The organism is Micromonospora sp. NPDC048040 (assembly GCF_055587185.1).
In genome coordinates, this window is sequence record NZ_JBVJGT010000019.1 from 12,723 (window position 1) to 25,948 (window position 13,226).

14 protein-coding genes and 1 pseudogene are annotated in these 13,226 nt (G+C 77.6%); 3 read left to right on the forward strand and 12 right to left on the reverse strand.

Features of this window, described 5'->3' with window-relative positions:
- Positions 1-51 precede the first annotated feature (51 nt).
- The 3 genes from ACZ6O2_RS19385 to ACZ6O2_RS19395 form a co-directional block, all read right to left on the reverse strand.
- A complete protein-coding gene (locus tag ACZ6O2_RS19385; protein ID WP_466023780.1) occupies positions 52-1,050 on the reverse strand; it encodes a zinc-binding dehydrogenase in 999 nt (332 codons plus the stop codon).
- 58 nt (positions 1,051-1,108) lie between these two features.
- The gene (locus ACZ6O2_RS19390; protein ID WP_466023781.1) at positions 1,109-1,549 is read right to left on the reverse strand and encodes a DUF6766 family protein; all 441 of its coding nucleotides are present in this window, start codon (positions 1,547-1,549) and stop codon (positions 1,109-1,111) included.
- A 99-nt stretch (positions 1,550-1,648) separates the two neighbouring features.
- Positions 1,649-2,077, reverse strand: coding sequence for a MarR family winged helix-turn-helix transcriptional regulator (locus ACZ6O2_RS19395; protein ID WP_466023782.1), 429 nt, complete (start codon positions 2,075-2,077; stop codon positions 1,649-1,651).
- Positions 2,078-2,132: 55 nt separating this feature from the next.
- On the opposite strand from ACZ6O2_RS19395, the gene ACZ6O2_RS19400 reads away from it, so the two are divergent.
- The 3 genes from ACZ6O2_RS19400 (at position 2,133) to crcB (ending at position 3,825) form a co-directional block, all read left to right on the forward strand.
- Positions 2,133-2,891: a methyltransferase domain-containing protein gene (locus tag ACZ6O2_RS19400; RefSeq protein ID WP_466023783.1), complete on the forward strand. Its 759-nt coding sequence runs from the start codon at positions 2,133-2,135 to the stop codon at positions 2,889-2,891.
- 68 nt (positions 2,892-2,959) lie between these two features.
- Positions 2,960-3,466 (forward strand): fluoride efflux transporter FluC, encoded by a 507-nt coding sequence (locus tag ACZ6O2_RS19405; protein WP_466023784.1) that lies wholly within the window; start codon positions 2,960-2,962, stop codon positions 3,464-3,466.
- On the forward strand, positions 3,463-3,825 hold the full coding sequence (crcB, locus tag ACZ6O2_RS19410; protein ID WP_350707431.1) for a fluoride efflux transporter CrcB: 363 nt from the start codon (positions 3,463-3,465) through the stop codon (positions 3,823-3,825). The genes ACZ6O2_RS19405 and crcB overlap by 4 nt, the downstream gene beginning before the upstream one ends.
- On the opposite strand, the gene cobA is transcribed toward crcB, so the two are convergent.
- The 9 genes and pseudogenes from cobA to cobI form a co-directional block, all read right to left on the reverse strand.
- Entirely contained in the window at positions 3,795-5,504 is a 1,710-nt protein-coding gene (cobA, locus tag ACZ6O2_RS19415; RefSeq protein ID WP_466023785.1) for a uroporphyrinogen-III C-methyltransferase, read from the reverse strand. The two genes, crcB and cobA, sit on opposite strands and share 31 nt — an antisense overlap.
- Positions 5,501-6,094 carry a precorrin-8X methylmutase gene (locus ACZ6O2_RS19420; RefSeq protein ID WP_466023786.1) on the reverse strand — a complete coding sequence of 198 codons (594 nt, stop codon included), beginning with the start codon at positions 6,092-6,094 and terminating at the stop codon, positions 5,501-5,503. Before ACZ6O2_RS19420 ends, cobA begins: the two co-directional genes overlap by 4 nt.
- Complete coding sequence (locus ACZ6O2_RS19425; protein ID WP_466023847.1) at positions 6,091-7,098, reverse strand: HoxN/HupN/NixA family nickel/cobalt transporter; 1,008 nt, start codon at positions 7,096-7,098, stop codon at positions 6,091-6,093. The genes ACZ6O2_RS19420 and ACZ6O2_RS19425 overlap by 4 nt, the downstream gene beginning before the upstream one ends.
- A gap of 48 nt (positions 7,099-7,146) precedes the next feature.
- Positions 7,147-7,370, reverse strand: a pseudogene (locus ACZ6O2_RS19430) (DUF362 domain-containing protein); the annotation flags it as partial.
- Positions 7,358-9,160 carry a precorrin-3B C(17)-methyltransferase gene (gene cobJ, locus ACZ6O2_RS19435; RefSeq protein WP_466023787.1) on the reverse strand — a complete coding sequence of 601 codons (1,803 nt, stop codon included), beginning with the start codon at positions 9,158-9,160 and terminating at the stop codon, positions 7,358-7,360. The pseudogene ACZ6O2_RS19430 and the gene cobJ, both read right to left, overlap by 13 nt.
- Complete coding sequence (cbiE, locus tag ACZ6O2_RS19440) at positions 9,157-10,398, reverse strand: precorrin-6y C5,15-methyltransferase (decarboxylating) subunit CbiE (RefSeq protein ID WP_466023788.1); 1,242 nt, start codon at positions 10,396-10,398, stop codon at positions 9,157-9,159. Before cbiE ends, cobJ begins: the two co-directional genes overlap by 4 nt.
- Positions 10,386-11,531: a cobalt-precorrin-5B (C(1))-methyltransferase gene (locus ACZ6O2_RS19445; RefSeq protein WP_350707417.1), complete on the reverse strand. Its 1,146-nt coding sequence runs from the start codon at positions 11,529-11,531 to the stop codon at positions 10,386-10,388. Before ACZ6O2_RS19445 ends, cbiE begins: the two co-directional genes overlap by 13 nt.
- A complete protein-coding gene (gene cobM, locus ACZ6O2_RS19450) occupies positions 11,528-12,409 on the reverse strand; it encodes a precorrin-4 C(11)-methyltransferase (protein ID WP_466023789.1) in 882 nt (293 codons plus the stop codon). The genes ACZ6O2_RS19445 and cobM overlap by 4 nt, the downstream gene beginning before the upstream one ends.
- On the reverse strand, positions 12,406-13,191 hold the full coding sequence (gene cobI / locus ACZ6O2_RS19455; protein ID WP_466023848.1) for a precorrin-2 C(20)-methyltransferase: 786 nt from the start codon (positions 13,189-13,191) through the stop codon (positions 12,406-12,408). Before cobI ends, cobM begins: the two co-directional genes overlap by 4 nt.
- Positions 13,192-13,226: the final 35 nt, after the last annotated feature.

Sequence of the window (13,226 nt, forward strand, 5' to 3'; positions counted from 1 at the left end):
GTCGGCGGCGCGGCACCACCGGCGGCCGGGGACGGCCGGCGGGCCCGGCGGTCAGACGGTGAGCAGCGTCTTGCCGATCGCGGCACGCTCCTCGATCGCCCGATGGGCGTCGGCGGCCCGGTGCAACGGGAAGGTCTGGCCGACCAGGGGCGCGATCCGCCCCGCCGACGTGGCGTCGAGCGCGGCCCGCAGGTGCCGGCGCGCCTGCTCGGGGGTGAACTGGACGTCGCCGATGCCGGTGACGGTGATGCCCCGGGCGCGCGCGGCCTCGGCGGCGGGCACCGCGAACTCCCCGGCCGGGGTGCCGTGCGCGGAGAACCGGCCGCCGTCGCGCACCAGGTCGAACGCCGTCCGGCCGTAGTCGCCGCCGGCGCCGTCGAAGACGACGTGCAGGCCGTCCGTCGCGGCCCGGACCCGCAGCGTCCAGTCCGGCTCGGCGTAGTCCACCACGACGTCGGCGCCCAGCCGGCGCAGCGCGTCGAGCTTGGCCGCGCCCCGGGCCGCCGCGACGACGAACCCGCCCCGGGCGCGGACCTCCTGTACGAGCAGCACGCCGAGGCCGCCGGCGGCGGCGGTGACCAGCACGTGGTCCCCGGGACGGACCGGCACCAGGTCGAGCAGGCCGAACGTGGTCGTCCCGTCGTGCAGCAGCGCCGCCGCGTCCGGCAGGGAGACCCCGTCGGGCACCGGCACCAGCCCCTCGGCGGGCACCACGGCGCGTTCCAGGTAGCCGCCCCGCTCGTCGGTCCTGGTGACCACCCGCCGGCCGGTCCAGCCCGGGTCGACCCCCGCGCCGACCGCGCCGACGGTGCCGGCGACCCCGACCCCCGGCCGGTACGGCGGCCGGACGGGGAAATACTCGCCGCCCCGCCCGCGCCGGATCATCGTCTCCACCCAGAGCACGTCCGCGACGGACACCTCGACCACGACCTCGTCCGGGCCGGGCACCGGCTCCGGGGCCTCGGTCAGGGCCAGCACCTCCGGCCCGCCGAACGTCGCCACCTCGATCACCCGCACGTCACCCTCCACATCGCTCGCCGACGTGGTCAAGCCTCTGAGGTGAAGCCGGGTTGAGGTCAACGGGCGGCGTCGTGGCGCCGCCCACACGTCACGGGTTCTCCGGGTCCAGGTCGCGCTCGCGCAGCAGCGCGTCCGGCTTGGCTTCGATCCGCTCGTCGGACTCGCGGGACTGGGAGGAGCCCCAGTAGTAGAACAGGGCCAGGCCGGCGGCCTGCCAGATCAGCTGGAGGAACTCGGACTGCCAGTTCTCAAAGGTGGAGGCGAGGAACTGCGGCAGGAAGTCCGCCCAGGCGAAGGACTGGCCGTGCTGGCTCGCCTCGTTGCCCTCCGCCACCGCCTGGAAGACGAACTGGCCGATCCAGGAGAACAGGAACAGCGCCCCGGTCACCAGCGCGAACGCGTACGCCCGGGGCCAGCGCGGCTTGCGGAACGGCGGCCCCCCGGCCCGCCCGGCGTTGCGGCGCGGACCTCCCCCGTCGGGCGCTGGACCGGCCGGACGCACGTGGGCTGGCGTCGTCGTATCCGCCATCACGACCCCCTCTCGACAATCCCCTGTCGGGCATGTGCCCCGGCTCGGCGCTGCCGAAACGGCGGGTCGGCGTGGCGGGTCGGCGTGGCGTGCGGCGGGTCAGCGGGACGCCGGGAGCCGGTGCAGCGCGTCGACCAGCGGGGCGAGCTCCGGTGCGGCCTCGGCCTCGGCCAGCGCCTCGGCCAGCACCCGGTCGTGGGTGGGCCGGGCCTGGGCGAGCAGCTCACACCCGGAGGGGGTGAGCTCGGTGTAGATGCCGCGCCGGTCGTCGGCGCAGAGGACCCGGGTGAGCAGGCCGCGGTCCTCCAGGCGGGTGACCAGCCGGGTGGTGGCGCTGTCGGAGAGCGCGGCGGCCCGGGCCAACTGCCGCATCCGCATGTGCCAGCCGTCCTGACGGGAGAGCGCGTCGAGCACCGTGTACTCGACCACGGAGAGCTGGTGCCCGGCCTGGAGCGCGCGTTCCAGGGACGCCTCGATGAGGCCGTGCAGCGCGGCGAGGGTGCGCTTGCGATCTTCTCGCTGTTGCAAATTATTGGCAACAAGGTCTGGACAGCGCTCCGGGACGGTAACTAGCCTCATCACCATGAGTCCTTACATCAGCAACGTCGCCGCCTGGCAGGAGAGCTGGGACCGGCAGCAGGAGGCGTACCTGCCGGACCGGGAGCACCGGTTCACCGCGATGCTCGACGCGGTCGAGGCGGTCCTCGACGGCGGGCGACCCCGCCTGCTCGACCTGGCCGGCGGCACCGGCACCATCTCGGCCCGGGCGCTGCGCCGCTTCCCCGACGCCGAGATCACCCTGGTCGACCTCGATCCCGCGCTGCTGGCCATCGCCAGGTCGACGTTCGGCGACCGGGTCACCGTGGTCGAGGCCGACCTCGGGCAGCCGGAGTGGACGGCCGCGCTGCCGGTGCGGGAGTACGACGCGGTGCTCACCGCCACCGCGCTGCACTGGCTGCCGGGCGAGCGGCTGGCCCGCCTCTACGCCGAGCTGCACGGCGTGCTGCGCCCGGGCGGGATCCTGCTCAACGCCGACCACATGCCCGACGACGCGCTGCCGGAGCTGACCAAACGCCTGCTGGACAGCGCGCGGACCCGGCGCGAGGCCCGGTACGCCAGCGGCGCCGCGCTCTCCTGGTCGGACTGGTGGGAACGGGCGGCGGCCGACCCGGCACTCGCCCCACTGGTGGAACGGCGGCGCGAGATCTACCCGACCGGGCACAGCCCGGAGTGGAACCCGCCGGCCTCCTGGCACCTGGCGGCGCTGACCGACGCCGGCTTCACCGAGGCCGGCGTGGTCTGGCGCGGCGGCGCCGACGCCGCCGTCGCGGGGGTGCGCTGACGCTGGCGCACCACGGCACGGGTCGGCCGTCCGCGGCCGACCCGGCGTTATGCTGCGGCGACGGCCGGATGGCGGCCGACGGCACCGTGGGAGGAGACGTGACCGGCCCGTCCGAGCCGTCGCGCGTCGACCCGGACGTCGACCTGCGGGTCCCGGCCGACCGCGACGAACTCACCGCTCACCCGGCGGCGGTGCTCGCCGCCGTCTCCGCCGGGGGTGCGCTCGGCGCGCTGGCCCGGGCCGGCCTGCAGGCCGCCGTCCCGCACTCCCCCGCCACGTTCGGCTGGGCCACCTTCGGCGTCAACGTGAGCGGATGCCTGCTGATCGGTGGCCTGATGGCGGTGCTCGCCCACGCCGGCGGCGGCCGACCGCTGGCCCGCCCGTTCCTCGGCGTGGGCGTGCTCGGCGGGTACACGACCTTCTCCACCTACGCCGTCGACGCGCACCAGGCGCTGCTCGCCGGCGCCCCCGGCACCGCGCTGGCCGCCCTCGGCGCCACGCTGGTCGGCGCGCTGCTCGCGGTCTGGGCCGGCGAGGCCGCCACCGGGCGGCTGCTCGCCCGGAGCGGCCGGTGACCGCCCTGCTCGTGGCGCTCGGCGCGGCGCTCGGCGCCCCGCTGCGCTACCTCACCGACCGGGCCGTGCAGGCCCGCTTCGGCACCGGGTTCCCGTGGGGCACGCTGACGGTCAACGTACTCGGGTCGCTGCTGCTCGGCGCGGTCACCGGCCTGCCGGCGGACCCCGCGCTCACGGCGCTGGTCGGCACCGGCTTCTGCGGGGCGCTGACCACCTGGTCCACCCTGAGCTACGAGACGCTGCGGCTGGCCCGGGCGGGACGGCGGCACGCCGCGCTGGCCAACATGGCCCTCAGCGTCGCCGCCGGCCTCGCCGCGGCCACCGCCGGCTACGCCCTCGCCCGCGCGGCCACCGGCTGACCGGCCGCCGGGCCGGTCTCCCGCAGCCGCACTACCGGTCCGAGCACGAACACCGCCGGCGGCCGGACGTCCTCGCGCGCGGCCAACCCGCCCACCTCGTCCAGCCGCGACGACCAGGTGCGCTGCCCCGGCTGGCCGCCGTCGGCGACGACGAGCACGGGAGTGTCCGGGGCGCGGCCGTGCTCCACCAGCACCGCCGCGATCTTGGCGATGGTGTCCACCGCCATCAACAGCACCACGGTGCCCCGGGACCGGCCCAGCGCCACCCAGTCCACCAGGGAGTCGGGGTGCCCCGGCGGCAGGTGCCCGGAGACGACGGTGACGTCGTGGGCGACGCCCCGGTGGGTCACCGGGACGCCGGCCAGGGCCGGCACGGCCACCGCGCTGCTCACCCCGGGTACCAGCACGGTCTCGACCCCGGCCGCGGCGCACGCCTGGACCTCCTCGTGGCCCCGGCCGAAGACGTACGGGTCGCCACCCTTGAGCCGGACCACCCGCTTGCCCGCGCGGGCGTACGCGATCAGGGTGTCGTTGATGGTGTCCTGCGGCATCGACGGCCCGCGCGGCACCTTGGCGGCGTCGACCACCACCACGTCCGGGCGCAGCCCGGTGAGCAGCCCCTGCGGGGCGAGCCGGTCGGCGACCACCACGTCGGCGCTGTCCAGCAGGGCCTTCCCCCGTACGGTGATCAGGTCGTCGGGGCCGGGGCCGCCGCCCACCACCGCGACCTGTCCCGGGCGCAGGCCGGGCCGCTGGTCGTGGTGGTGGTGGTGGTGACCGCCACCGTGGTGGTGGTCCCCGTGATGGTGGTGGCCGTGGCCGTCGACCGGGTCGTCGGGGTGGTCGTGCGGGGTCTGCGGCCGGCCCACCTTGTCGGCGAAGCCCGGCATCAGCACCCGGTACGCGCAGGTGTCGCAGTTCATCCGGATGTCGCCGCGGCGCGCCTCGGCGTGCCGTTCGAGGACGAGGTCGGCGAGGGCGTCGCAGTCGCCGATCAGGTCGGCCACCCGCACGTCCAGCTCGGGGTGGGCGGCGGCGAAGTCGGCCGACTGGGCGACGATCCGGTCGGGCAGCACGCCGGCGAAGAGGAAGTACGGCGCGACGACGATGCGCCGCGCGCCGAGCCGGCGCAGCCGGTCCAGCACCGCCGGCACCGACGGCTCCGCGAGCGAGATGAAGCCCGGCTCGACGCCGGCGTAGCCGCGCCCCTCCCAGAGCAGCCGGGCCACCTTTGCCACCTCGGCGTTGGCGTCCGGGTCGGTGGAGCCGCGCCCGATCAGCGCCACCCAGGTGCCGGCCCGGTCGGCGCCCGCCAGCGCGGCGTCGATGCGCTGCTCCAGGGCGGTGTGCAGCAGCGGGTGCGGGCCCAGCGGCCGGCCGTAGGCGTAGCTGAGCCCGGGGTGGCGCTGCCGCTCGCGGGCCAGCGCGGCGGGGATGTCGCCCTTGCCGTGGCCGGCGGCGGTCAGCACCAGCGGCAGCGCCACCAGCGACCGGTGTCCCCGGTCGACGAGCGCGCCCACCGCGTCGGTCAGCGGCGGCCGGGACAGCTCGATGAAGCCGCCCTCGACGTCGCCGACCGCGCCGGCAGCGCGCCGGCGGACCCGCTCCACGAACGCCACGAACTGGTCGACCCCGGCCGCGCTGCGCGTGCCGTGCCCGACGATGACCAGAGCGGTCACTGCTCCTCCTCCTCCACGTACAGCAGGGCGTTGAGGGCGGCGGCGGCGACCGCCGAGCCGCCCTTCTCGCCCCGGTTGGACACCCCGGGCAGGCCGCTGGCCCGCAGCGCCGCCTTCGACTCGGCGGCGCCCACGAAGCCCACCGGCAACCCGACGACCAGCGCCGGCCGGGCGTCCAGGGTGATCAGTTCCTCCAGCGCGGTCGGTGCGCAGCCGACCACCCACACCGCGCCGGGGCCGACCCGCTCCAGGGCGAGCCGCACCGCCGCCGCCGACCGGGTGATCCCGGCCGTGCGGGCCAGGTCGGCGGCGGCCGGCTCGGCGACCGGGCAGACCGTCTGCCGACCGGTGATGCCGGCGGCCACCATCGCCACGTCGGTGACCACCGGCGCGCCCGCGCGCAGGGCGGCCAGCCCGCCGGCCAGGGCCGCCTCGTCGCAGACCAGGTCGGTGACGTAGTCGAGGTCGGCGCTGGCGTGCACCACCCGCTCGGTGACGGCCCGGGTCAGCGGCGGCAGGTGCGCGAGGTCCACCCGGGAGCGCAGGATCCGGTACGACTCCCGCTCGATGGGGTGCACGACCCGGCTCACGGCCGCACCGCCCCGGCACCGTAGCGCTCGTCGTAGCGGCGCAGCTTCCACAGCGCCACCGCGCCGGCCCAGGCGAAGACGAAGAGCGCCACGACGGCGTACCCGAGCTGCTCGAAGTGGTCGGCGATCCCCGCGTACCAGGACAGCGCCGACAGCCCGAGGTGGTCGACCAGCAGGCCGGCGGCGTAGACGCTGGCGACCAGGCCGCCGACCAGCACGGTCACCGCCGTGGTGGCCAGGTTGTAGTAGAGGCGCCGGGCCGGGTGCCGGTACGCCCACGAGTAGGCGCGGCTCATCAGCAGGCTGTCGGCGGTGTCCATGGCGGACATCCCGGCGGCGAAGAGCAGCGGCAGGGTGAGCAGGGCGAGCACGGGCAGCCCGCCGGCGGCGGCGGTGCTCGCCGACAGGGCGAGCAGGGTCACCTCGCTGGCGGTCTCCAGGCCGAGACCGAAGAGGAACCCGACCGGCGCCATGTGCCAGGAGGAGCGCACCAGCGCGCGGGCCCGGGAGCCGAGCACCCGCTGCACCAGCCCCCGGTTGAGCAGGTGCAGGTCCAGCTCGCGCTCGTCCAGGTCGCCGTGGCGCAGCCGCCGCCACAGCCGCGCCAGGCCGGCCAGCACCGCCGCGTTGAGCACCGCGACCAGGGCGAGGAACAGCGTGGCGGTGAGGACCGCGACGGTCGCGCCCACCTCGCGGGCCTCGGCCAGCCCGGGGCCGGCGAGGTTGGCCGAGGCGAGGCCGACGACCAGCGCCAGCAGCAGCACCACCCCGCTGTGCCCGAGGGCGAAGAAGAAGCCGACGCCGACCGGGCGCCGACCGCGCAGCAGCATCAGCCGGGTGGTGTCGTCGATCGCCGCGATATGGTCGGCGTCGAAGGCGTGCCGCACCCCGAGCAGGTACGCCAGCGTGCCGGCCCCGGCGAGGCCGCCGGCCGCGGCGGGCTGGTTGTTCCAGTACAGGTAGAGGCTCCAGCCGGCGACGTGCAGCACGGCGACGGCGAGCACGATGCCGCCGAGGCGTACCCGCTCGGCGCGGCTCCACCGGCCGGCCGGGGGTGCGGCGCTGACCGCGGTCGAACTCATCGGCTTCCTCCACGTTCGTCGGTGCCGGTGGCGCGGATGGCGTCCACCGGGCAGATCTCCAGGCATTCCAGGCAGCCGGTGCAGCGGTCCGCGCGGACGGCGAGGCCGCCGGGCACCGGCCGGATGGCGTGCGTCGGGCAGGTGAGCAGGCAGGCGCCGCAGCCCTGGCAGGCGCCGATGGTCACCGCCGCCACCGGTACCCCCGAGGGGTGACCATCCGGCCGGCGACCACCCGGGTCTGGCTGCTGCCCACCACCACGACGCTGTACATGTCGACCAGCGCCGGGTCGAGGTCGGCCAGGGTGGCCAGGTGCACCCGCTCGTCGGGTCGGCTGGCGTTGCGCACCACCCCGACCGGGGTGTCCGGCGGCCGGTGCGCGGCGAAGACCTCCAGCGCCGCGCCGAGCTGCCAGTCGCGGGCGCGGCTGCGCGGGTTGTAGAGCAGCGCCACGAAGTCGCCCTCGGCCGCGGCGGCCACCCGGCGCGCGATGACCTCCCACGGGGTGTGCAGGTCGGACAGGCTCAGGTAGGCGTGGTCGTGGCCGAGCGGCGCGCCGAGCAGGGCGCCGGCGGCGAGGGCGGCCGTCACCCCGGGCACCCCGACCACGTCGATCCGCTCGTCGGCGTACTCCAGGGCGGGGCTGGCCATCGCGTACACGCCAGCGTCGCCGGAGCCGACCAGCGCGACGGCGTGACCCGCCACGGCCTCGGCGACGGCGGCCCGGGCCCGTTCCTCCTCGGCGCCCAGGCCGCTGGCGAGCACCCGGGTGCCGGGGCGGAGCAGGTCGCGGACCTGGTCGACGTACTGGTCGAGGCCGACGACCACGGCGGCGCGGCGCAGCTCGGCCACCGCGCGGGCGGTGCGCAGGTCGGGCGCGCCGGGCCCGAGGCCGACGATCGCCAGCCGGCCGCGCGGGGCGTGCCGGGCGACCGCCACGGTGGCCATCGCCGTCGCGGTCTTCGGCACCAGCAGCGCGGCGTCGCCGCCGAGCAGCGCCGCCGCCTCGGCGACGCTGGGGGTGCCGACGGCGGCGCGGACCACCTCGCTGGGGTGCGGCACGTCGACCGCCGCCAGCTCCGCCGCCGGATGCGTCACCAGGGGTACGCCGAGCGCGTCGGCGGTCGCCCGGATGCCCGCCTCGTCGGCCTTGATGTCGGCGCTGGCCAGGTGCCGCAGGCTGGCCGGGCTGAGGCCGGCCTCGGCGAGCACCCGGTCGAGCAGGCCGCGCACCTCGGCGGCGGGCACGCCCCGGCTGGCCCCCACCCCGGCGACCAGCGACGGGGGCCGCAGCACGGCCGTTCGGTCGTCGAGCGGCACCACCCGGTCGGTGACCAGCAGGCGGTACCCGCCGCCGGCCGCCTCCCCTGACCCGGCCGGGCCGACCGACGCACCGGGGCCGGGCGGGGCGGCCGGCGGGGCCGGGTCGGCGGGCGCGACCGGCGTCGGGGCGGGGCGCACGTTGTCGGGCAGGGCGGGCAGCGGCCAGGCGGCGTCGGCGACGAGGGTGACCCGCTCGCCGTCGAGGATGGCGCGGCCGACGGCGGCGACGGCGCCCTCGACGGGCCAGCCGAGCGTGTCCAGCCCGGGCAGGCCGACGGCGTCGCTGGCGGTGGTGACCACCGGCCGCGCGTCGAGCACCGCGCCGACCCGCCCGGCGAGGTCGTTGGCGCCCCCGGCGTGGCCGCCGAGCAGCGCGACCGCGTGCCGGGCCGCCTCGTCGACCACCACCACGGCCGGGTCGGTGCGCTTGTCGCCGAGCAGCGGCGCGAGGATGCGCACCACCGCCCCGGTGGCCAAAAACGCCACCACCGCGTCGCACTCGGCCCAGGCGGCGCGCAGCGCGTCCGCGACGGTGTCCGCCGTGACCAGTCGGGCGTGCGGCCAGGCGTCGGCGAGGGTACGGGCGTGCCGCCGCCCGGCGGCGGTGGCGGCGACCAGGCCGATCCGGGTCGGCTGGTCCGTGGTGGTGGACGGATGGTTCACGGGCGCTCCCCGGTGAGGACGACCACCGGGTTGGTGGCCGCGAGTCGAATGGATCCGCCGGGCAGGTCGGCGAGGCGGGCGGCGGAGAGCTGGACGCCCTCCACGGCGTAGCCGCCGGCGCGCAGCAGCCCGACCGCCGGGGCGACCCGATCGACGGCGGCGAGGGTCACCACCACCCGGTCCGGCCGGCGGTGCGCCACGGCGGCGAGCACGTCGGTGCCGCCACCCCCGACGAAGACGGCGTCCGGGTCGGGCAGCCCGTGCAGCGCCCCGGGGGCGGCGCCGACCACCACCCTGACGTCGACGCCGTGCCGGGCGGCGTTGGCGCGGACCGGCGCCGCCGGGTCGCGGTCGACGGCGACCACGGCCGCGCCGAGCAGGGCACACTCGATGCCGACCGAGCCGCTGCCCGCGCCGACGTCCCAGACCAGCCGGCCGAGGCGGGGGCGCAGCCGGGCCACGGCGAGGGCGCGTACCTCCGACTTGGTGATCATCGAGTCGCGGTGCGCGTAGGCGGATTCGGACAGCGCCCACCCGCCGGCCGGCGCGGCGGCCGGCTGGTTGTCCGCCCGCATCCCGGCGGCCCCGGGCTCCCCGGCGAGGCTGAGCAGCACGTGCGGGTCGGCCCAGGCGCGGGCGGCGGCCATCTCGGGGGTGGTCTCGGTGAGCCGCTCGGCGTCGGTGCCGAGGTGCTCGGCGACGACCAGCCGGCGGGCCCAGCCGACCAGACCGGCGCCCAGCTCGGCGGCCCCGGCGCCGGGGGCGGTGAGCACCGCGACGGCGGGCAGCGCCCGGCAGGCGTTCAGCGCCGGTCGCGGGTCCCGGCCGTGGGCGGTGACCACGGCCGCGCCGTCCCAGGGCAGCCCGGCGCGGGCGAACGCGGCGGCCACGCTGGACACGGCCGGCAGCACCCGCAGCGGCAGCCCGGCCGCCCGCAGCCGCCGGACGACGCCGAACAGCCCGGGATCCCCGCTGGCCAGCACGACCGCGTCCGTTCCGGCGGCGACGGCGGCGGCCAGCCGGTCCAGCGCCGGCGCGAGCGGCCCGAGGGCGACGGTGTCGGCGCCGGCCGGCAGGCGTACGGCGGCCAGGTGCCGGGCCGCGCCCACCACCAGCCGGGCCCCGGCGAGCGCGGGCGCGGCGGCGGGGTGCGGCGGCCCCCCTCCGGCGTCGATCCCCACCACGGTCACGGCCGGCCCGGTGCCCCCGGCGGGCGGGCTTCCGGTCACGCCGCCCACCGGCCCGACGAGGCGACGACCCGGTCGCCCGCGAAGTCCACCATCGCCACGTCGACGGTGACGGCGTTCCCGGCGAACCGGAGCAGCACCTGGCGTACCCGCCGGCAGAGCAGGTCACCGGCGGCATCGAGCAACCCGGCGGCCTCCCACAGCTCGTACGCGTGCCGCCCGGTGTTCGCCGCGGCGACCGCCGCCACCAGGTCGGGGTCGCCGCCCGCCTCGGCGGTGACGTCGCCGAGCAGGGACAGGTCCACCTTGGACCGGGTGTAGTGGGTCATCAGGATGCCGGCGGCGAGCTTCGCCAGCTTGCCGGCCATCCCGACGAAGACCACCCCGGTCATCCGGTCGCCGACGGCGGCGGTGACCGCCGCGCCGGTGAAGTCGCCGACCTCGACGAAGCACACCTCGGGCAGCTCCGGCAGCAGCGCGCGGGCGGCCCGCTCGGTACGCCCGCCGGTGCACAGCACCACCGTCCGCTCCCCCTGGGCGGCCATCACGTGCACCGCCTGCACCACGCTCGCCCGCCAGGAGGCGGTGGAGAACGGCCGCACGATGCCGGTGGTGCCGAGGATGGAGATGCCGCCGAGGATGCCGAGCCGCCGGTTGGTGGTCTTGCGGGCCATGATCTCGCCGCGCGGCACGCTGACCACCACCCGGACGCCCACCTCGGCCAGGTCGACCACCTCGGCGACGGCCTGGCCGATCATCCGGCGCGGGGTCTCGTTGATCGCCGGCCCGCCGACGGGCAGCCCGAGACCCGGCTTCGTGACCGTGCCGACGCCCGGCCCGCCGTCGAGCCGCAGCCCGGGCACGTCCCGCCAGCCGACGGTGACGGTCAGCTCGGCGCCGTGCGTGACGTCGGGGTCGTCGCCGGCGTCCTTGACCACCACGGCCTCCGCCGACGTGCCGGCGTGGACCTCGCAGCGGGCCACCGGGAAGCGGACCCGGCGGCCGGCGGGCAGCCCGATCTCCACCTCCCGCTGCGGCACGCCGGTGACCAGGGCGGTCACCGCCGCCTTCGCCGCCGCCGTCGCGCAGGCGCCGGTGGTCCAGCCCGTGCGCAGCGCGGTGGGCCGGACCTTCGCCGTACGCGGCAGGTCCGGCTCGCGCAGCGGCGGCTCGGCGTACGTCATCCGGCGTGTCCGTCCCCCGCCGTCCCGCCGGTGGCCCGGGCGCGGCGCAGGTCGGCGCGGGCGGCCGGCTCGGCCCGCCGGAACGTGTGGAAGTGGCCGGGGTGGTAGAGGTGCGAGCGGGTGCCGGCGGCGGCGAGCGCCGGGCCGACCAGGAAGAGGGTGTGCTTCCAGAGCTTGTGCTCCTTGACCGTGGCCTCCAGGTCGCCGAGGGCGCACCGCACCACCAACTCGTCCGGCCAGGTCGCCTGGTACGCCACCACGACCGGGGTGTCGGGCGGGTAGCCGCCGGCCAGCAGCTCGGCCTGCGCCTGCCCGGAGCGGGCGGCGGAGAGGAACAGCGCCATGGTGGTGCCGTGCCGGGCGAACTCGCGGACCCGCTCGCCCGGCGGCATCGGGGTCTTGCCGCCCTCCAGCCGGGTCAGGATCACCGACTGGGCGACCTCGGGGATGGTGAGCTCCCGGCCGACGATCGCCGCGACGGCGGTGAACGACGAGACGCCCGGGACGATCTCGACGGCCAGCCCGAGCGCCCGGCACAGGTCGAGCTGCTCCTGCACCGCGCCCCACAGCGCCGGGTCGCCGGAGTGGATCCGCGCCACGGTCAGCCCCTCGGCGGCGGCCCGCCGGTAGAGCGGCAGCACCCCCTCGATCGGCAGCCGCGACGAGTCGACGATCTCCGCGTCGGGGCGGGCGTGGGCGAGCACGTCGGCGTGCACCAGGCTGGCCGCCCAGACCACCACGTCGGCCGCGCCGATCACCCGGGCGGCGCGCAGGGTCATCAGGTCGGCCGCGCCGGGGCCGGCCCCGACGAACCACACCTTGCCCGTGCTGGTCGGCCCGCCGTCGTCGGCGCGGTCCGTGATCGGCTCGGTGGTCACAGCTTTCCTCCCCTACGGTCCCGGCGGGCGGGGACCAGCAGCGTCGACAGGTACGGCAGGTCGTCGGCGGCGTCGGCGACGGGGCCGATCCGCTCGTCGGGCAGCCCGAGGCCCCGGCCCAGCACGGCATCGCCCAGGCGGCCCTGCCGGCGCAGCTCGGCGACCAGCTCGGCGTGCCGCCGCCAGCCCTTGTAGGCCACGACGGTGCCGGGGCCGGCGAGCGCGTCGGCGAAGAGCGCCAGCCCGGCGGTGGCCGGCAGCAGGGTCAGCGGCTCCCGTCCCTCGCAGAGCGGGACGCCGCTGCGCGCCGCCAGGTCCTGCATGGCGGTGATCCCGGGAACCGTGCGCACCTCGACCGCCGGGCGGCGGGCGCGGACGGTCTGCGCCAGGTAGCCGAAGGTGGAGTAGACGTTCGGGTCGCCGATGGTGGCGAAGGCGATGGCGCGGGCGCCGCCGTCGACCGCCTCCACCACGGCCCGCGCGGCCTCGTCCCACGCCCGTTCCCGGCGCGCGGTCACCCCGCCCCGGTCGTCGAGGGCGAACGGCAGCCGGCGCAGCCGGTCCGGCGCGACGTGCGCGGCCACGGTGGTCTCGGCCCGCCCGGGCGGCGCGTCGCCGTCCGCGGCGAGACGGTCCATCACCGGTACGAACACGAGGTCGGCCTCGGCCAGCACCCGGACCGCCCGGAGGGTGAGCAGTTCCGGGTCGCCGGGACCGACCCCCACCCCGGTCAGCGTCGCGGTGCAGCCGTCCCCGCCCGGCGTCCCGCTGCGCGCGCTCACCGGCTCGCCGCCGTCGTGCCCGGCCACCCGCTCGC

Coding starts and splice junctions, on each gene's coding strand:
- ACZ6O2_RS19390 (WP_466023781.1), bottom strand. CDS start 1,549: ATGGCGGATACGACGACGCCAGCCCACGTGCGTCCGGCCGGTCCAGCG.
- ACZ6O2_RS19400 (WP_466023783.1), top strand. CDS start 2,133: ATGAGTCCTTACATCAGCAACGTCGCCGCCTGGCAGGAGAGCTGGGAC.
- ACZ6O2_RS19405 (WP_466023784.1), top strand. CDS start 2,960: ATGGCGGCCGACGGCACCGTGGGAGGAGACGTGACCGGCCCGTCCGAG.
- ACZ6O2_RS19445 (WP_350707417.1), bottom strand. CDS start 11,531: ATGACGTACGCCGAGCCGCCGCTGCGCGAGCCGGACCTGCCGCGTACG.